This window comes from Sporosarcina aquimarina, assembly GCF_023715615.1.
GTDB lineage: Bacteria > Bacillota > Bacilli > Bacillales_A > Planococcaceae > Sporosarcina > Sporosarcina aquimarina_A.
In genome coordinates this window covers 1,381,355-1,399,767 of sequence record NZ_JAMBOM010000001.1, presented here as the reverse complement: position 1 = coordinate 1,399,767, position 18,413 = coordinate 1,381,355, and the positions used below count along the sequence as shown (strand labels likewise).

At 40.3% G+C, this 18,413-nt stretch carries 18 protein-coding genes; 4 read left to right on the top strand and 14 right to left on the bottom strand.

Annotated elements, in window-relative coordinates; all coding sequences use genetic code 11:
• Positions 1-45: 45 nt before the first annotated feature.
• A complete protein-coding gene (locus M3197_RS06775) occupies positions 46-1,770 on the bottom strand; it encodes a peptide ABC transporter substrate-binding protein (protein ID WP_251659884.1) in 1,725 nt (574 codons plus the stop codon).
• A gap of 319 nt (positions 1,771-2,089) precedes the next feature.
• Between M3197_RS06775 and M3197_RS06770 the strand changes: the two genes are divergently transcribed.
• The 3 genes from M3197_RS06770 to M3197_RS06760 all read left to right on the top strand — a co-directional run bounded on the left by M3197_RS06770 (position 2,090) and on the right by M3197_RS06760 (position 3,443).
• Complete coding sequence (locus M3197_RS06770; RefSeq protein ID WP_251660139.1) at positions 2,090-2,359, top strand: DUF3899 domain-containing protein; 270 nt, start codon at positions 2,090-2,092, stop codon at positions 2,357-2,359.
• A gap of 99 nt (positions 2,360-2,458) precedes the next feature.
• Positions 2,459-2,980 (top strand): DUF948 domain-containing protein, encoded by a 522-nt coding sequence (locus tag M3197_RS06765; protein WP_251659882.1) that lies wholly within the window; start codon positions 2,459-2,461, stop codon positions 2,978-2,980.
• A gap of 16 nt (positions 2,981-2,996) precedes the next feature.
• Positions 2,997-3,443, top strand: a complete 447-nt coding sequence (locus tag M3197_RS06760; protein ID WP_251659880.1) for a DUF948 domain-containing protein — start codon at positions 2,997-2,999, stop codon at positions 3,441-3,443.
• Positions 3,444-3,570: 127 nt separating this feature from the next.
• On the opposite strand, the gene M3197_RS06755 is transcribed toward M3197_RS06760, so the two are convergent.
• Together M3197_RS06755 and M3197_RS06750 are read right to left on the bottom strand one after the other, a co-directional pair.
• Positions 3,571-4,122: a DUF948 domain-containing protein gene (locus M3197_RS06755; protein WP_251659878.1), complete on the bottom strand. Its 552-nt coding sequence runs from the start codon at positions 4,120-4,122 to the stop codon at positions 3,571-3,573.
• Positions 4,123-4,135: 13 nt separating this feature from the next.
• Positions 4,136-4,558 carry a DUF948 domain-containing protein gene (locus tag M3197_RS06750; RefSeq protein ID WP_251659875.1) on the bottom strand — a complete coding sequence of 141 codons (423 nt, stop codon included), beginning with the start codon at positions 4,556-4,558 and terminating at the stop codon, positions 4,136-4,138.
• A gap of 152 nt (positions 4,559-4,710) precedes the next feature.
• Here M3197_RS06750 and M3197_RS17460 point away from each other — a divergent pair, with 152 nt between their 5' ends.
• Positions 4,711-4,929: a hypothetical protein gene (locus M3197_RS17460; protein WP_432813970.1), complete on the top strand. Its 219-nt coding sequence runs from the start codon at positions 4,711-4,713 to the stop codon at positions 4,927-4,929.
• Between the two features lie 125 nt (positions 4,930-5,054).
• Here the strand turns inward: M3197_RS17460 and M3197_RS06740 are convergent, their stop codons facing one another.
• From M3197_RS06740 to M3197_RS06690, 11 genes are all read right to left on the bottom strand, one after another.
• A complete protein-coding gene (locus M3197_RS06740) occupies positions 5,055-6,650 on the bottom strand; it encodes an acyl-CoA synthetase (RefSeq protein WP_251659873.1) in 1,596 nt (531 codons plus the stop codon).
• Between the two features lie 98 nt (positions 6,651-6,748).
• Positions 6,749-7,486, bottom strand: coding sequence for a LytR/AlgR family response regulator transcription factor (locus M3197_RS06735; protein ID WP_251659871.1), 738 nt, complete (start codon positions 7,484-7,486; stop codon positions 6,749-6,751).
• A 22-nt stretch (positions 7,487-7,508) separates the two neighbouring features.
• Entirely contained in the window at positions 7,509-8,825 is a 1,317-nt protein-coding gene (locus tag M3197_RS06730) for a sensor histidine kinase (RefSeq protein WP_251659868.1), read from the bottom strand.
• A 111-nt stretch (positions 8,826-8,936) separates the two neighbouring features.
• A complete protein-coding gene (gene yfmH, locus M3197_RS06725) occupies positions 8,937-10,220 on the bottom strand; it encodes an EF-P 5-aminopentanol modification-associated protein YfmH (RefSeq protein WP_251659865.1) in 1,284 nt (427 codons plus the stop codon).
• The gene (gene yfmF / locus M3197_RS06720) at positions 10,220-11,509 is read right to left on the bottom strand and encodes an EF-P 5-aminopentanol modification-associated protein YfmF (RefSeq protein WP_251659863.1); all 1,290 of its coding nucleotides are present in this window, start codon (positions 11,507-11,509) and stop codon (positions 10,220-10,222) included. The genes yfmH and yfmF overlap by 1 nt, the downstream gene beginning before the upstream one ends.
• 81 nt (positions 11,510-11,590) lie before the next feature.
• Positions 11,591-12,106 (bottom strand): hypothetical protein, encoded by a 516-nt coding sequence (locus M3197_RS06715; protein ID WP_251659862.1) that lies wholly within the window; start codon positions 12,104-12,106, stop codon positions 11,591-11,593.
• A 35-nt stretch (positions 12,107-12,141) separates the two neighbouring features.
• Positions 12,142-13,896, bottom strand: a complete 1,755-nt coding sequence (locus M3197_RS06710) for an ABC transporter ATP-binding protein (protein ID WP_251659860.1) — start codon at positions 13,894-13,896, stop codon at positions 12,142-12,144.
• A gap of 33 nt (positions 13,897-13,929) precedes the next feature.
• Positions 13,930-15,693 (bottom strand): ABC transporter ATP-binding protein, encoded by a 1,764-nt coding sequence (locus tag M3197_RS06705; protein ID WP_251660135.1) that lies wholly within the window; start codon positions 15,691-15,693, stop codon positions 13,930-13,932.
• A gap of 41 nt (positions 15,694-15,734) precedes the next feature.
• Entirely contained in the window at positions 15,735-16,076 is a 342-nt protein-coding gene (locus M3197_RS06700; RefSeq protein WP_251659858.1) for a thioredoxin family protein, read from the bottom strand.
• Positions 16,077-16,284: 208 nt separating this feature from the next.
• On the bottom strand, positions 16,285-17,892 hold the full coding sequence (locus M3197_RS06695) for an MFS transporter (RefSeq protein WP_251659857.1): 1,608 nt from the start codon (positions 17,890-17,892) through the stop codon (positions 16,285-16,287).
• Positions 17,889-18,335: a MarR family winged helix-turn-helix transcriptional regulator gene (locus M3197_RS06690; RefSeq protein WP_251659855.1), complete on the bottom strand. Its 447-nt coding sequence runs from the start codon at positions 18,333-18,335 to the stop codon at positions 17,889-17,891. Before M3197_RS06690 ends, M3197_RS06695 begins: the two co-directional genes overlap by 4 nt.
• Positions 18,336-18,413 lie beyond the last annotated feature (78 nt).

Below are 18,413 nucleotides of genomic sequence, written 5' to 3'. Positions count from 1 at the left end.
TGGTGAATACTCACCATATACTCCCGTTATTCAGCTATCTAACGTTTACTCTTTACCTGAAATATAAGCCCACTTGTAGCTGTAGTCAGCACCGAATGGGTGACTTACTAAACCTTTGAAGTGTGGTTTTTCAAGGAAAATCAATCCACGTTGATAAATCGGAGCAATCGCTGCGTCATCTTCTAAAAGAATTTTTTCAGCTTTTGCAAATGCTTCATAACGTTCTTCTGGCTTCAATGCAAGTTCTGCTTTAGAATCAGCAATCAACTTGTCATACTCAGGGTTAGAGTAAGACATTAAGTTGTTTGTGCCATCTGTAACGAACAAGTCAAGGAATGAGATAGGGTCTTGGAAGTCAGGTCCCCAACCTGAAATTTGAATATCGTAATCTTGCTTGTCGTCCAATTCAAGACGAACTGCAAATGGAACTTCTTTAAGTTTGATAGTCAAACCTTCGAGATTTGTTTCGAGCTGTGACTTGAAGTACTCGTCCATTTTCTTTGAAAGATCAGTATCTCCACCTAGGATTTCAAGCTCAAGTGAATCTACTCCAAGTTCTTTCAAACCTTTTTCCCAATACTCTTTAGCTTCTTCCACGTTGTAAGTCAAGAGATCTCCACTAAGCTCACGGAAGTCTTTTTGGTTTTCGTCAAAAGCAAAGTCTTTTGGTACTAGGAAGTTTGCAGGAAGTGATCCGTTAGCTAACACGACATCTGCAAGGTCTTCTTTTTGGAATGATTTTGCGATTGCTTTACGGATATTAACGTTAGCAAGTGGTGTTTCTTCTTGTTTTAGTTTCTTCTGGTTGAACTTCATGTAGAATACAGAAGTTTCCGGTTGAACGACAGCTTCTGGATCTGTAGAATATTGCATTGCCAAGTCGCCAGATACTCCAGCGCGGTCAAGCTTTCCATCTTTGTAAAGTTTAACAGCAGTTGCTGAATCTTGAACAACGTTTACGTTGATTTCTGTAAGTTTTACGTTTTCAGCATCCCAATACTCATCGTTCTTTTTATAAGACCAGCTACCGCCAGTACCGTCCCAATCAGTAAGTGTGAATGGTCCGTTATAAAGAAGGTTATCAGAGTTTGTTGCGTATGCATCGCCTTTAGATGTAACAAATTCTTCTTTTTGTGGGTAGAATGTTCCGAAAGACATCAATGAAAGGAAATATGGAACTGGACGCTCAAGCGTTACTTCCAAAGTCTTTTCGTCTTTCGCTACGATTCCAAGTTCTTTCTTATCCATTTTACCTTCACTGATTGCTGTTGCGTTCTTAACAGTACCAGACATCATGAATGGTCCGTAAGGTGATCCAGTTGCAGGATCGATTGCACGCTGCCAAGCAAATACGAAATCGTCAGCAGTTACAGGTGTTCCATCTGACCATTTTGCATCGCGAAGTTTGAACGTATAAGTAAGTCCATCTTCACTTTCAGTTGCTTCTTCAGAAGCCATTGCTGGAATAGCCTTGTTTTCCTGGTCTAAACGGTAAAGACCTTCGTTTACGTTATTCAATACGTTGAATCCTACTGCATCTTCAACGATTGCAGAGTCAACAGAAGGGATTGCAGCAGATTCAGCTAAGTTCAAAATCTGCTCAGCGTCTGGCTCACCGTCTTCTTTTTTAGGTGTTTCAGTTGCACTGCCATCTTTTTCACCATCTTTTGAAGCGTCTTTTTCTTTTTCTTCCGCACCGCCACAAGCAGCAAGGAAGATGCTTAGTACTAATGTCATTGCCATTAGTAACAACCATTTTGTGTTCTTCAAGGTATAGCCCCCCTTTTTTATAATTGTCTGAAGAATTAACACTATTTCATTATACAATTAAATTCTCTTAAGTCAAAGTGTTTTTGAAAGAAATTTTACTAGACACAACCAATAGATGAATGTGAATTGCCTATAAATTGTGTCGGTAAGCGGTTTCTCCTATGTTTTCTCTTTGTAAAAGTTGTAATAGTATTGTATTATACATAGTGATTACGTACAAGATTCAGAAAAAGAGGTTAGAAATTTGAAAAAAATCGCTCTGTTTTTTTTATTCGGTCAATTGGTTATTTTCATTCTTTCTTTTTTATCAAAAGAAGGGATGTCGTTGTTGGCATACATCAATTCCTCATTCTATGTGGGAGGCCTATTGCTGTTTGTAGGAGGAATTATCTACATCTTCCGGACAGGTTCATTTGATTTTTTTAATAGGAGTATGAGGAAGGTATTTTCATTCAAGCATTCTAAAGAAGACTTAGAGTCCATGCGTTCACCTTCAGAAGTTTTTTCCATGAGCCCAAAGGTGTTTTTCCTAACTGGAATCCCAATTTTCATTTTGATGTTCATCGCAATGGCTTTCTACTATAGTTGAACTTGCATGTCCAGGAGTGTTTATGCACAATGAAATAGTGGTACAACTAGGTATGTGGGGTAAGTAGCAGACGACAGTCAGAATGGAGTGGATTGTGGAATGGAGATTCTTTTGTATGTTAGTGCAGCAATTGCCGCGCTTTCACTTCTTCTCATCGCAGTATTCGTTATCATTACATTAAAAAGCGCAAAAGCGACGATGAATGAAGTTTCCGAAACATTAACAACTATGCAAGGTAAGTTAAACGGCATTACCGATCAAGCAAACGAATTACTTGCGAATACAAACCGTATTACAGAAGATGTAGAACGCAAAATGCAATCATTGGACAGTGTTTCAAAGACAGCTGAAAAATTGGACGATTCAACGATACATATGAATAAGTCATTTAAATCACTGTCTGAACAGATCAGTAAACCTGATCCAAAGTACAAAGACTTGATGCAAAAAGCGAATACCGTTACAGGAATCGCTGCTAGCATCTATTTTCGAGCTAAACGAGAAAAAGCAAAACAAACAAACGCTTCTGATTTTCCAAAACAAAACAAACGAAAAACAGAGAGAGTGGGCTTACTCCCCTCTCCTCAGAAAAGATTGCCTGAACCGAAGCAGAAAAACTAACCTAGAGGTGATGTAGATGGATTGGATGGGTATTGGTGTATTGGTCATTGGAATTGCCTTTGCAGTTTTAGTCGTGATTCTGATCAAACCTCTCAAGAACCTTGGAGACGTTATGGATAACTTGAAACAGACAACTGAAAAGTTGCCAAATGTAATGGATGACGTAACCGGACAAGCACAGCTCGTGTTGAATACGAGTAACGAAACGATCGGTAATGTGAATCAGCAAGTAAACGAAATTACTCCTCTTTTCAAGATTGTTGGCGATACTGGAGAAGCTGCTCGTTCTCTCACACAAAGTGCATTAAGTAAATCGAATACGTTGAAAGAGAATACTGGAGATGCAGCAAACTTAACTAGACGTAAAAGATATCAAGGGTTGTATGGTTTCCTGTCATTCCTCTTCTACCTTCAGCAAAACAAAAAAGAAATGAAGACAGAAGCAGAACTTCTTAAGAAATAACTTGTAAGCCGGTGCCGATGAGCACCGGCTTTTTATATATATTGGACATGAGTTTAGGAAGCTCCCCCTTTACTATCAAATTTCTCCAAACAAAAACGCCGGCAACTGCCAGCGCTTTTTTTATCTTTTATAAATCCTCTTTCACATACTTTCCGGATTTTGCAGCAACAGCTGCTTCAGCTTTCATCCGCTGAATGTCATTTGCACGTTGCTCCCCTTCACCAAGTAAAGTACCTGGTCGTGAATAGCTTGTCGATTTTTTCATTGCTGCGCTCTTGCGTATTGCAAAATAACCTAGAGCTACTGTTCCATAAAGGCCGCCAATGGATTTGTTTCGAATACTCTCATCCAAACGGTCCACTTTACGTTTTCCAGCATCTGTCACATTATGAAGTGAAGCTGTTAAATTGCGTGTCGTATTCCCAACATCACCCACTACTTCAAACATTGGCGTCAAGTTGCCCAATTTCTCATTCACATCTGACAAAGTATCATTTGAATGACGTATCAGCTGTCCTGTTTCACCTAATATTCCATCGAGTTGGTCTGGCAGTTGCTCGAGTGTTTTGTTCACTCCGCCTAATGAGCCTGCAACACCATTCAACACTCGCGCTATGTAAATCGCAAGTATGAGAAACGCGACTCCGATTAGGAGTACTCCAATTCCGGTTAAACTCATCTTCATCCCTCCATCATTTCGTTACATTTTCAGCTTTCTTCCATGTAGAGAGAAGGCTAGAAGCAAACTCTGCTAACTGGATTAGCCCAATGAAAGGCTTAGTACCCGGTAAATCCGGCTGCTCCGCAAAAGTCTTTACCATCCCATGTACACTTTGTGTAGCTGTGTACGCAGTATCTCCAAGATTTTTCGCAGTTGCTGCTACGTTGTTCAAAGCATCTAATTTCATTTGTACATCAGTAGCTGAAGTTCTCGCTTCGACAATTGTCAGCTCTAATTCTTTAATGGTGACATCCGTTTTGTCTACCATTCGGTTCACAGTACTCCCGACAGTCGTCAGCAGTCCGGATATTCGAGATAGGACAATACATAAATAAATTGCGAAGATCGCGAACGATACGGCGAGTAAAAACACGCCTAAGTGGACAAATGTCATTCAGCAATCCCTCCTTCCTACTTGTGTATACCACAAAACATGTTGTAGTATGCATCAAAATGTCTTGAATCCACGTAAATTCATGCTTTTTGTCTGCTTTCATATTTTAGCTTACAATAAAGAGAAAGGAGTTGAAAGTCTGGTGCAAATTCATGGACAAACGGTTCTTGGAATCCAAGTTGATTCTGAAACGAGATGCGCGCATTATCATAAAGAACTCGATCGTATTGCCATTAAATTTTATTGCTGCAATCAGTATTTCCCTTGTTACGAATGCCATGCACATTGTGGATGTGGTCAGCCACAACCATGGCCACAAAATTCCTTTGATCAAAAAGCCGTTTTGTGCGGCAGTTGTGGACATGAATTGACCGTCGCACAGTATTTAAGCTGCCGATCCAGCTGTCCTACCTGTCATAGTAACTTTAATCCAGGATGTAGCCTCCATGCGCACTTGTACTTCGAAACAGAAACACGTTCCTGACAGACGAAGTATTCATTTACCGCTCAAGTTCGTGTAATCTGTTCGCAACGTGCGTTTTAATACTTTCCCACTAGGATTCTTAGGCAGTTCGTTTGTAAACTCTACATACTTCGGCACTTTAAATGATGACAATCGTTGTTTGCAGAACTCGATAACCTCGTCTTTCTGTATTTCCGTATGTGCTTTCGGAATGACTATTGCAGTAACTGCTTCAATCCAATAAGAATCTGGAATACTAATGACCGCCACTTCGGACACACCTTCCATTTCATAAATGACTTCCTCGACTTCTCTGCTGGAAACATTGACTCCACCCGTGTTAATCATATCTTTTTTCCGATCCACAATCGTTAAATAGCCATCTTCATCCATGATACCCAAATCACCCGTATGAAACCAACCTCCACGAAAAGCTTCTGCTGTTTTTTCTGCATCGTGCAAATATCCTTTCATCGCATGTGGCGTTCTATGGACGATTTCACCGAGTTGCCCTCGTGGAACTTCCTCATCTTGATCACTTACAATCCTTGTCTGCACATTCAAAGTTGGCAATCCTGCTGAACCTAGTTTCCTTAGTTGGTCCTCAGGTTGTAGTGCAGTTGCGAGAGGCGCAACTTCCGTTTGGCCATAAAAATTCCAAAGGGATGCACCTGGTAACCGATTTTTTAGTTCTTTCAAGATTTCCATCGGCATAATCGCAGCGCCATAATAGCATTTTTTCAAAGTAGACAAATCCCTTTTATCGAAATCTGCATGCCGAAGAAGAGCAATCCACACAGTTGGAGGACAGAACAACAACGATGCCCCTTCCTCTTCGATAGTTTGTAAAATCGTCTCTGGTGATGGAAATTCTAAAATAATCCCAGTTGAACCTAAATATACACTCGGGCCAAGGAAGACGTGCAATTGAGCACTGTGGTATAGAGGGAGCGCATGTATAACGATATCTTCTGCGCTCATTTTCCCGTCAATCATGCTGCTGACATATTCACTTATCAAGCTTTTATGACTTAACATAACACCTTTAGGACGCGACTCCGTACCGCTTGTATATAACACCTGCGCGACATCATCATCTTCGATTTGTATTTCTGGGAGATCAGCAGACTGACCCTTTCGAATGGTGTTGATGGAAATCCACTGTTCAGGCGAACATTCATCAAACTGACCAATGATTACTTTTTTCTCAACTTCATGACGTACCAAGGATTGGTCCATAATTGCTGTAAACTCTTTTGAGGCAAACACAGCATGAATTCGGGCATGTTCGATAATATAGCTAATTTCGTCTTTAGTTAGCATATAATTGATGGGGACCATTATCGATCCGATGCGAGCTAAAGCAAAGTTCAAGACGACAAAATCTAAACTGTTTCTAGACATCACAGTGACAAAGTCACCTTTCTTTATACCGACTGATAATAAGCCGTGTGCTGTACGATTCACTAAAACATTCAGCTCTTCATAAGTAAGACGTTGACTCTTAAAAACGAGTGCAAGCTTTGTTGGAAATCGTTCACTCGTTCGGAGTAGCAAATCACCTAACGTATTTCTTCGCACAGACTGAACATGATCGATAAGACTTTCAACATTGAATTGACTAGTCATCAACATCCCCCTCAATTTGAGATACTCAGTTTAATGATAATTCAGATAACTAACCAAAACAAGAGGAACAGATGCTTTTACCAGCAATCTGTTCCTCTTTACACAATTTGAATTCCCTCTGCTTCCAGCAAAGTTTGAAGTTCACTATATTTGTTTCGACTTAATGGGATTTGCTGTCCATTCAAAAGCTCAATGGTATAAGAACGTGCGGTGGAATCCGACTGAACTGCAATTATATGATGTAAAGGAACGATGAAAGACTGATGAGCTCGATAAAAACCATATCCATCGAACATCGTTTCGATTTCTTTCATGGAATCTCCAGAAATAAATGACTCATGCAAAGTGACAATTGAGATTTTGCGTCCACTTTTTTCGATATATAAAATATCCCCTACATTCACAATACGAATTCCACCTGAAACCTTCATACCGATTTTATGATTCGGGATACTGGATTTCTGAGATTCTTGAAAAGACTTTTGAACAGTCATCATTGTTTTCTCTAACCTAAAAAAATTGATAGGTTTGATAAGAAAATCTAAGGGACGGTAGTCATAACCCTCTAGCGCAAATCCCGCATGTCCCGTAACAAAGACAATTTCAATATGAGGATATACGGACTGAATATGTCCAGCTAACTCTAAACCAGTTATATCCCCAATTTCAATGTCTAAAAATAATAAATCTACTTTCTCCGTTCGTAAAACAGCCAATGCCGACTTCCCGCTATTTGCGGTATTAATGAGTGAAATGAAAGGAAAAGATTTAAGATCAGCAGCTAGTAAATCAATTGCTTGCTGATCATCATCTACAATCATTGTTCGGATTTGCATACTACTCCCCCTTTAAATCGCTTCAATAATTTTCTGTGTCTTCTGGTATTCTTACGTGTATGGTCAACCACTCTTCACTCAATTCAGGGAAAATCACCCCAAAATTCGCAGTCACAATTTTTTCAACTCCTGCAAGACCAATTCCTTCGTGTGAACTTTTTGTTGAAAATCCGGATTGGAACATGCTCATGATACGTTGATGGTCTGCTGTGGTTCGATTACGAATACGAATCACGTAATGCCTTTTTTCTTTCGTAATTTCCACATGTAGTTTACGCTCTATAGCTGGCAGCAATTCGAGTTCTTCCATTGCGTTTTGAATGAGATTCCCCAGAATTTTATTGACATCATATACTGAAACAGGAATTCCCCGTAAATCATCAAATATTGAATAGTGGATTTCAATTCCTTTTTGCTTAGCCAGTTCCCCTTGTGTGTTTAGCAGTGCACTCATTGCAGGATGAGCTAGAGGAAGTAATTCGTTGACATCCTGAACTTGCTGAACGACTTGACCAATATATGAGCTCGCTTCATCATACTCGTTCTTTTTCAAAAGTCCGTATATTGATGTTAAGTGAAAGGTGAAATCATGACGTTGCGAACGGATTACCGTAAAGAAAGAAAGCATATCTTGCTGGTATTGCTGGTCTAGGTAGAATTTTTCTTGTGCGAGCTTTTGCCGAAGTGATGTTTTTAAATAAACGACCAAAATTGCTAGTAATAACAGGGACCAACCTGTTAAGAAAAGTCGATAAGCTGGAGTGAAAAATTGTCGCTCATTATAAGTGTATTGGAAAAATATTCCCATTACAATAAGCAAAACTGCACTAGCTAATAAAGTAGTATGATGCACCAATTTGGGTTTATCAGTTGTTTCAGTTTTTCTGAACACTTCAGCTGGAAGTAAAATTGGTTTCAAACGTACAACAAATAAAATGATTAACAAATTATTCATGAGTATAAACAGTTCCATCATGAAGATGATGAAGGAATCGGCTTCTAATTTAGCCTGCATAATCGCTAATTCAAAAAGATTTCGTTGCAACACATAGACGATTGCTATCTGATAAGTCCATCCAAGTAGAATCGTAAAAACTGCCTGGAGGAACGGCATGCGAACGAACCATACGAGCCCAGGTAGTAAAAGGATCGAGACGATGCCCGAATTAAGCTCCCTTCCCGTAAGAAATTGAAGCGCTTCGAAAACAATAGTTGCGATTACTATGGAGAGGATTACTTTCTGTATCGACTTTAACGGATGAATACCTACTGCTGATTGAGCTAGAAAGAGCCCTGTAAAAACTGTAATCGTTAAAAAAATCCCCGAGATAATATTCATGTATTGATCACCTTGTCAACTAATGTTGTTCGAATTATACCATATCCCAAGTAATCGGCGTAATTATGCAAATAAAAAAACTCTTCTCCCATTACGGAAGAAGAGCTATGGTTATTCAGGCTGGATAGTGACAACTGTCATGCGCTCTTCGTGGATCCATGAAAGGAGGAATGATTTCCAATCATCGAGTGTCAGTTGTTGGATGGCTGGGATTGTTTCAAAATAGGACAACCCTCGATTGCGGTTCCAGATCATACCCTGTGCATTGTTTTCTATAGAGTTCATGCGTCTTAGTGTCTTTCCGATTGTTCTCTTTTTCAAGCGTTCGAACTGCTGTTCTTCTAGCTCAAATGTTGATAGTGAATGTAGCTGCTTCTTAATTGTTATTGCCAGTTGTTCAGGGTGATTTGAGTTACTGCCGATCATCGTGAAACCGAATGTTTTATCGATTACAGAAGTGTATATAAATGATGAATCTACGAGCTCTTCCTCAAGTAATTCCTGATAAAATTGACCGCTACGACTATAAAAATAGTCTAGCGTCATATTCGTTAATAGCTTGCGTAGCCCCAGTTCTTCAGCTGGGATTTCACCGCCATATTCCTTGACCCCAACCATCAATCTGGGAACACTTACATTCATGTTAAGAGTAACCTCTGCAGCAAACGCTTCATTGTTCTCTTCAGGATACACTCGTGTAAATGGACCGATGTCAGGGAATTGTTTCTGTCCCTGGTTTTTTCGAATGGCAGTCATCATTTCTTCAGTATCAAAATTGCCGGCAACTGCTAATGTCATATTTGTTGGATGATAGAATGTCTCGTATGCTGTTAACAATTCTTCTTTGGTCATATTGTGAATCGATTCGATTGTACCGAGAACTTCGTTTCGTACAGGATGTTTCGCAAACAAGGCTTCCTGGACAGCTAAGTAAATACGCTGATCGGGAATGTCTGCGTACATTTGAAATTCTTGACTAATTATCCCTTTTTCTTTGTTCACCGTCTCATCTGTCAAGTAAGGATCTTGAACAAAATTTAATAGCAGTTCTACATTATCAATCTCGTTCCCAACTGTTGTAAAATAATAAGAGGTCTCTGAATCACTCGTATACGCATTCGCATCAGTACCTAGCTTACCAAAGTCCGCGTAAACGTCATGGTCGCCTTTGTCAAACAGCTTATGCTCTAAATAATGGGCAGTCCCCGCCGGTATCTTTACAGACTCAGTTTTATTAAACGGAATAAATTCTAAATCTGCCGCACCGAAATCTGTCGTAAAAATGCCGAACGTTTTGCTTAATGTCTTTTTTGGCATCAAGATGACATTCAATCCGTTCGGTAATTGTTCTGTATAAACCATTTCATCAATTGTTGAAAATGCCAATTTCTCCATTATTGTCCCTCCTCACTTGTTAGAATAAACGTTGTGTCTCGCTCTAGTTTACTAGTCGCTCTTATAATATCTTCACGAGTGATTGACTTGAACTTCTCAATCATCTCTTGTGGTGTTTTCTGTGTCCCCGTTAGTACTTTCTGATATTCTGTTGTAATCATTCCGCCGATACCGTCTAGTGCTTGTTGGTAGCTGCCGACCATCATTGCTTTGGTATCTTCTAAAACGTCTTGAGAGAATGTTCCTGTCTGTAGAATCTTTATTTGTTCATCAATAATTTCTACAGTTTTTTCATAATCCTTAGGTGCGATTCCACAGAAAATAATCAGTTTATCACTAAATAGATCTAAGTCTGCTCCCACATAGTACGCTAAACTATGCTGTTCCCGAACGGTCGTAAATAGCAAGGAGCCTGCATGCCCGCCAAGAAGCATACTTCCTACCATCAATGCTTCAAAATCATCATCTGTAAAAATCGTTTGAGTACGATACCCGATGTGCAATTTTGCTTGCTGGATATCATCTATTTCACGAATGATCTTTGACGATTCAACTGACTTCACTTCCTTTGGTAACGCCGCTCCTTCTTCCAAACGCAGATCACTACCGCTAGGCACTCCAGTAAGCACTTTTTCAATTAATTCCTTTGTCCGTTCAGGTTTTACATCTCCTGCAACGAAAACATCAATTCTCGCAGTCTCCAAAAGTGCTTTGTATGAGGACAAAAGTCGTTGTTCTGTAATCGCATCAATGTCTTCCAAATAACCGTTCGGGTGTACAGCATATCGTTCACCAAGTGCCATCTCATCCATCAATCGCTCATCTGCATAGGAGGTTTTATCATCTTTACTCGCTTCAAGATTTTTTCTTAACTTTTCTTTTTCTTGTCCGACTGTAGTTTTATCAAAACCGCTTTGACTAGTCTTCGGATTGAATAAGAATTCGTTGATAAATCGAAACACATTCTCAGCGAGGTTATTTTCGTTATCAATAAATCGTTCGTTGGCGAACTCCATTTGAACCGTTAAAATGTGACTGTTCCCAGTAACACTTTGATAAAGTTGAAACGATGCCCCATATAAATCATCCAGCTCGTTCTGCATTGCACCAGCAGTTGGATACAACTTACTACCTGCTCGTAAAACCCCAGGTAATAGCGTTCTCTCAGTAATTGTCGCACGATCTAATAAAGTTTGAAACTTCAATTCCACAGTGATGGTTTTAAAATTTTTACTTTCAAGTACGTGCACATGCAAATTACTCTTAATCGCATCTTTAGGTATGCTCATGATCGTTCCTCCATTTCTATCGTTGGTGATAAAATAGCCGACATAGCATGATTGCAGGGGCTATGCCGGCGAATATCCTTATTATTCTTGACTGAAGTCGTTTACCATCACGTCATATACCTTGTCATGATCTGGATGTCCATCCGCGATAAAGTATAGGAAATCATCTTTAACTTCCATTGGGATTTGTCCCTCTTGACCTTCGAATTCCATTGTCACTTCGCCTTTTTCTTTTGCTGATTTCAAGTTTTCACTGCCCGGTTCCATCATGTAAACTTGGAAAGGAAGCATATCTTCACCATTAATAACAACGTTCATAACTTGTGTAGCTCCAGCGATGTCAGCAATTCCAGTTGTTTTTTCGCCAACTTCTACTCCTGCTTCTTTGAGCAAGTCTAGAATTTTATCGAAGTTCGGATCTGTTGGTTCCACGTTCTCAGCGCTTGCGTCTGCTCCAGACTCTGTTGTATCAGTGTCTGTCGCTTCTGTATCAGGCTTTGCTGAATTATCATTTGCCGAATCTCCGCCACAAGCTGCTAATGCTCCTGTCACTATCATCAGCATGAATACTAAAAAAGCTTTTTTAATCGTTTCCATGTAAAGCACCCCTTTTATTTTTTTGTTGCTATCCTTTACATAAATGACAGCAGCTCGTTTTTCTCATTTTGAATCTCGATTAAATCTCCATATAACTCGTTCGTTTTTATCAATTCCGCATGTGTTCCAGATGCTTCCACGTGTCCATTGTTGACAACAATGATATGATCCATCTGCTTCATCGTCCGTAAATTGTGACTAATCAATGCAGTTGTTCTACCATGCATTAATAAACGAAGTGCGCGATTAATCTCGTGTTCACTTTGGGCATCCAAACTTGCCATGGCTTCATCCAAAAGTAAATACTCCGGATCCATGACAAAGGCTCTGGCGATTGCAATTCGCTGACGCTGACCGCCTGAAAGTTTTGTCCCGAACTCACCGACGTCTTTATCCAATCCTTCTGGAAATTCACGGATGAACTCTTCTGCAGAAGCGTGTCGTGCAGCAAGCCACACAATATCATCACTGACATCTTCATGAATCCCGTATAAAATATTCTCCCTGATCGTACCTGAAAGTAACGGTGCATTTTGAGATACATATGCAATACCAGATCGCCATTCATCTAAGTGAACCTTTTCAGCTGGCGTGGTCCCAATCAGAACGCGACCAACATTTGGTTCATATAATCTTTCAAGCATTGCAAAAATAGTAGATTTACCTCCACCACTCGGCCCAACAATGGCTGTTAATTTCCCTTTAGGAATCGTCAAATTGACATTGTTCAACGCGAGACGTTGGTCATAGCTGAACGAAACATTCTCTAACGTTAAATCCGCATCAGTCTGGGTCGCTTTTTCTCTGAACGTATACGTGCGATCCAGCTTTTCTTCTCCGTCTTCTTGAATTTTAGCGATTTCTGTAGAAGCACCCTTTGCTTGTTTAAGTGTTTGCCAGAACAGTCCGTACTGCAATACGTTGTTGTGGATGAACTGTACATATAAATAGAACGAAATGACCTGGCTGACTTTCATGTCTCCTTTAGAAACCAAGTACCCGCCATAAACAAGAACCGTACCTACTACAATCGCCTGGACACTTTGCATGAGTGGTTCGGCGTATAGGTCTACAAATGCTCGTTTCTTATCAGCTGTATATTGGTTTTCAATCACTCGGCTCGATTTTTCAAACTCAAAATCTTCTTTACCAAATGTTTTGATAAGTCTGATCTTAGGGAGACGTTCTGCAAAGAATGCCGTCATATTGGACAATTGGTTTTGAACTCCATGTTGTGTTCTTTGTGTGAAATGCCCCACAACAATAGATACAATAACGATATAAGGAATAACCGGTAGTAGAGCCAGTGTCAATTTGACATTCATGCCATACATGATGACAAACGAACCAACCAAGCTATAAGTTGTATTGAAAAGACCCGTAAAATCCGAAATCGAGCGGTCAATGTACGAAGGATCGAGTGTTACCCGACTAATCATGTTCAACGATTTGTTATCACGGTACTCTTTCATAGGTAAACGAATCAGTTTGGGCCATATAACACGCTGGATATTCCTTTTGGTAATCGGACTCGTGATATAGACAAAGAAGGATGAAATGGTCACAAGTGCAACGCTACCAATATTCATGTAGACGTATTTCATAACAATCTCTTTATCAAAAATGTTTCCTTCCATAATTTGCTGGATGACAAGAGGCATACTGAGCAATAGCGTTGTCGTCGCAAGGGAAGACACTATTTGGAAAAAGTATAGATGCCACGGCAGTTTTGATGTCTTAATAAGATGGAAGAATTCTCCCCAAGAGCTTCTGCGTTTCAGATCATTCATTGCTGATTCCCCCGTTCCTTCTACAAGCAGTCATCAGCCCTTAGTTGTATTATTCAAAAATTCAACAAACTGTCTATATAAATCGCTTTCTTTCAGAACTTCCTCATGTGTCCCTGTTGTTTCCACTTTTCCTTCATTCAAAAGAATGATTTGGTCTGCATTGCGGATGATCGATAGATCGTGAGCAACAACGATAGCTGTTCGACCTTCCATCAAAACGCTCATAGCTGCCTGAACCGCTTTTTCAGATTGGACATCAAGACTTGCCATCGCCTCGTCTAGCAGCAAGAAGTCCGAGTTCCTTAAGAATGCCCTAGCGATTGCAATGCGCTGACGCTGACCACCTGAGAGACTCGATCCACCTTCACCTACAGACGCATCAAACTTATCCGGCTGTTCGTTAATGAAGGTTAAGATATTGGCATTCTCTGCAGCATTGATGAGTTCTGACTCTGATACTTCGCGTTCAAGTCCATACATAATGTTTTCCCTGATCGTCCCAGCAAATAGCGGACTATCTTGAGCTACATAGCTGAATAGATTACGCCAACTATCTAAATGGAATTTCTCAATCGGTGTGCCGCCGAAACTAATCTGTCCACCATTCGGATGGTACAACTGTTGAAGGAGCGCCAAGATTGTTGACTTTCCTCCACCACTCGGTCCAACAATGGCAGTTACCTTTCCGTAAGGGACCGTAAATGAGACTTCATCAAGGACAAGTTTGTCACCGTATGCAAACGTCACGTGATTGAACTCAAGATCGAGTTGATCGCTGTCTACTTCCTGTTCACGGTGGTATTGTTCGAGATCGTTTTCAACGAGATGTGCAATACGTGAAGTCGCTCCTTGGCTTTGTTTAATTTGCGTATACATCATGCCGAACGTTTCTAACATTCCGAAATACATCCCAACGTACATAAAGAAGGCAATCCAGATCTGAATTGTGATAGTCCCTTGAGTAACCAAGTAAATCCCGAACACAATCACGAACAATTCCATCACTAGATTTAGTATGCTAGTGAGCGGTGTATTTACCCATGCCGTCAACGAACGCTTCATGTTTGCTTTGTAGTAAAGCTGTATATTATCTTTTCCGCGTTCCGTCTCTTTTCGTTCATTCGCAAATGATTTAATCAACGGGATACTCACAAGTAATTCCGAGAGAAACTGAGTCAAACCAGCAAGACGATTCTGTGTATATTTGTGTGTCCTATAGTTCCATTTACCATAATATATAATCGATAATACATAGACCGGTGTATACAGTACCAACCCAGCACTCAAGCGCCAATCGTATCCGTACAGCACCTTTGCTATGTAACCTGTGCCATAGATCATTCCGATCAAAGAAGGTAGTAGTCCGGAAATAACTGAACTGATTTGAGATGTATCATTTACTGTACGGCTTACCATCTCACTTGGCTTAACGGAATCATATAGTTTGATTGGCGACCGCATTAGACGATTCCAGATCAATTTGCGATAGCGAATGTCAATCTTATAGGAAGTTATTTTAGCGATGTATCGAATAATACCTGAAGCTAGAACACGCACAACAATTACAACGACTACACCTGTAATCACTGGAGTGGTTATAACCCCCGAAGCAACTTCCGCAGTATAGGCTGGTAGTAAAAGACCTAACGTTATATCACCGATATTAAGTAACGCAAGAAACCCTAACCAGAACCATGGCAGCTTGGTTTTAAACAGGAGACGGACATACGATTTCCACATGCCACTCTCCTGTTGACGCCGGATATCTCGCTTAACACTTTTTTGCGTTGCCGTCACCAAGATGGTTCACGTCCTTTCGCTTGAAATTACAGTTTCCGTTACAATACTTGTTGGACTCTACGTTCAATTTCTTCGGGGTCGTAAATTCCAAGAATACTATCAACAGACTTTCCGTCTTTAACGATAACAATTGTAGGGAAGCCCATGACGTCATATGTCTTGATATGCTCGTTTGCTTCATTTACCAAATCATCAAAGTCCACATTGTGCTGAATGATTTTTACTTGTGAACCAAACTTGTCATCGATATCCTTCAGAATCGGTACAAGCAATTCACAAGGTCCACATCCGTCTGTAGTAAAGTCGATGACAACAGGCACCTCACTGTTCAATACTTCATTATTAAAATCCTCTTTGTTTACTTGGCGTAATTCTCCCATATGTAACTCCTCCTTAAGATGCATTTGCAAATCAATCTTTTAAACTTTCTGAATACTAAAGTTATTCTACGTCTAGACTGTTCCTAATTCAATACCTCCTGCGTACCTTGGCCGTTTACGTGCACATTCTGTCCGAAATCATGTCGATTTGGTCGAAAAAAAGTAGCCTTATCGGAACAACTCCGTAAGGCTACACCTGATTTTGTGATTACTGCTTGGTTTGTTGCTTTGCTGATGAAGGATCATTTGCAGAGACAAGTGGAATCGCACGTAAAAATATCACAACAATTATCCCGACAACCATGATACAAGCAGCCACAAAGAAAGTTGTTGTAATGGCTTCGCTGAATACCCCTTTAACTGTTCCTACTAGCTGTTCTGCAATCGGCTGAATATCCGCTGGTAGACTGGTTGTTAGTTTTTCCAGTCTTGGACCATCCAATAAAATCTCTGGATTCATCAGCTGGCCGATCTTTCCAGCTTCTTCAGGAGGCAAATTGGTTAATGCACTGCTCTCACCTGAAAACTCTGACGTTAACTTTTTTGACATAACTGAACTCATAATCGCTCCAAAAATACCGATTCCAATAGTGTTCCCAAGAGATCGGAACAACTGTGAAGAAGCTGAGGCAACACCTAGTTGTCGCAAGCTAACCGCATTTTGTACAGTGAGTGAAAATACAGGCATACTGAGCCCAAGACCAATCCCAACGATACATAAATACAAGATAATCAATGCTACAGAGGTACTGATAGTAATGAAACTCATCAAAAAGATGCCAATGGCTCCAATCGATAATCCTAAGATGGCCAACCCTTTATATTTCCCCGTTTTCGTCATAAAAGCTCCGGCGAACGTGGTTGCAAACACCATTGTAATGGACATCGGCATCATAATGTAACCAGATCCACTAGGTGAAATTCCTTTTACACCTTGAATGAAGAACGGCATATAAATCATAATTCCCATCATACCTGCACCTAATAAAAACCCTGCGATATTAGACATGGTAACAATGTCGTTTTTAAATAGTGAAAGCGGTAAGACTGGTGTTTTCACTTTGCTTTCAGTAACAACAAACGCCATCAACGCTAATATGGTCAATGCAAAGAGTCCGATTATCTGCCAAGAAGACCATGGGTATTTGCCTACTCCTTCACCTGCTAAACTGAAAGCGAGTAAGAGTGAAACAATCGTTACCGTTAAAAATAGAGAACCAAGGTAGTCGATAGTCTCACCTTCTCTTCTAGGAACTTTCGGGAACAGTTTTGCAATCAACACAAATGCTACAAATCCAAGGGGCAAGAAAATCCAGAAGACCCAATGCCAATCGAGGTGATCGACAATGTATCCTCCCATCAAAGGTCCAAGGACACTGGAAATCCAAAAGATTCCACTCATTGCCACCGTCCATTTTGCCCGTTCTCTTGGTAAGTATAAATCACCCACTGCAGTAAACGCAGTAGACATGATGACACCACCGCCGATTCCTGTAATGCCTCTGAAAATGATCAGTTGGAAAATCGTGGACGAAAATCCTGACAAGAATGCACCGACCATGAAGATTCCGATACCCGCAAGAAGAAACGGTTTTCTACCGTAAATATCAGACAATTTCCCAATAAGTATTGTCGCAACCGCCATTGTCAGCAAGTAAATTGTGATGACCCACGTGTAATAATCCATGCCACCTAGTTTTGAAATGATTCGTGGCATGGCGACACCAATAATCGTTTGATTAATCGCGGAGAAAAACATCGCCGTCATAATTGCAATCATGATCGTCACTTTTTGCTTCGCTGTTAAGTGGGTCATTTTTCATTTCCTTTCATATTCGATATATTTCCAGCTGCCTGTTCAAAAATCTCGAGAATCATCGGCAGTTGGTCTTCAGTAAGATGACTAAACGCTTCGGTCATTTTCGTTCTACCAACCTCGCGTAACTGCTGCAGCATTTCTCTTCCTTCGTCAGTAATTCCCAAATAGACAATTCTGCGATCCTTTTCATCACGAATTCGGGTCACATATCCATGATCGATGAGTTTGTCTGAAGCAGAGGTCACTGCACCAGCGGTCAATCCGAGAATTTGCGCCAACTCCGACATTTTCAATGGCCCCTTACGCGCTAGTGTAAAAACTAAATGAGACTGCGATCCTGGTAGATGTGATTCAAAGATTTGTTTCCACATCTTCCCCATTTCCCGAGTCACATTCCAAAATAATTCTTCAAACTTTACAAAATCCTTTGAGTTTCCCACGGACATAAACTCCTCCTTCTTGGTAATTTACTTTATCAGCTAAATAATTTAATCATTGAAGTATTTATTAGTATAAAT

Coding starts and splice junctions, on each gene's coding strand:
- M3197_RS06770 (WP_251660139.1), top strand. CDS start 2,090: ATGTCGTTGTTGGCATACATCAATTCCTCATTCTATGTGGGAGGCCTA.
- M3197_RS06765 (WP_251659882.1), top strand. CDS start 2,459: ATGGAGATTCTTTTGTATGTTAGTGCAGCAATTGCCGCGCTTTCACTT.
- M3197_RS06760 (WP_251659880.1), top strand. CDS start 2,997: ATGGATTGGATGGGTATTGGTGTATTGGTCATTGGAATTGCCTTTGCA.
- M3197_RS06755 (WP_251659878.1), bottom strand. CDS start 4,122: ATGAGTTTAACCGGAATTGGAGTACTCCTAATCGGAGTCGCGTTTCTC.
- M3197_RS06750 (WP_251659875.1), bottom strand. CDS start 4,558: ATGACATTTGTCCACTTAGGCGTGTTTTTACTCGCCGTATCGTTCGCG.
- M3197_RS17460 (WP_432813970.1), top strand. CDS start 4,711: ATGGACAAACGGTTCTTGGAATCCAAGTTGATTCTGAAACGAGATGCG.
- M3197_RS06740 (WP_251659873.1), bottom strand. CDS start 6,650: ATGACTAGTCAATTCAATGTTGAAAGTCTTATCGATCATGTTCAGTCT.
- M3197_RS06735 (WP_251659871.1), bottom strand. CDS start 7,486: ATGCAAATCCGAACAATGATTGTAGATGATGATCAGCAAGCAATTGAT.
- M3197_RS06730 (WP_251659868.1), bottom strand. CDS start 8,825: ATGAATATTATCTCGGGGATTTTTTTAACGATTACAGTTTTTACAGGG.
- yfmH (WP_251659865.1), bottom strand. CDS start 10,220: ATGGAGAAATTGGCATTTTCAACAATTGATGAAATGGTTTATACAGAA.
- yfmF (WP_251659863.1), bottom strand. CDS start 11,509: ATGAGCATACCTAAAGATGCGATTAAGAGTAATTTGCATGTGCACGTA.
- M3197_RS06715 (WP_251659862.1), bottom strand. CDS start 12,106: ATGGAAACGATTAAAAAAGCTTTTTTAGTATTCATGCTGATGATAGTG.
- M3197_RS06710 (WP_251659860.1), bottom strand. CDS start 13,896: ATGAATGATCTGAAACGCAGAAGCTCTTGGGGAGAATTCTTCCATCTT.
- M3197_RS06700 (WP_251659858.1), bottom strand. CDS start 16,076: ATGGGAGAATTACGCCAAGTAAACAAAGAGGATTTTAATAATGAAGTA.
- M3197_RS06695 (WP_251659857.1), bottom strand. CDS start 17,892: ATGACCCACTTAACAGCGAAGCAAAAAGTGACGATCATGATTGCAATT.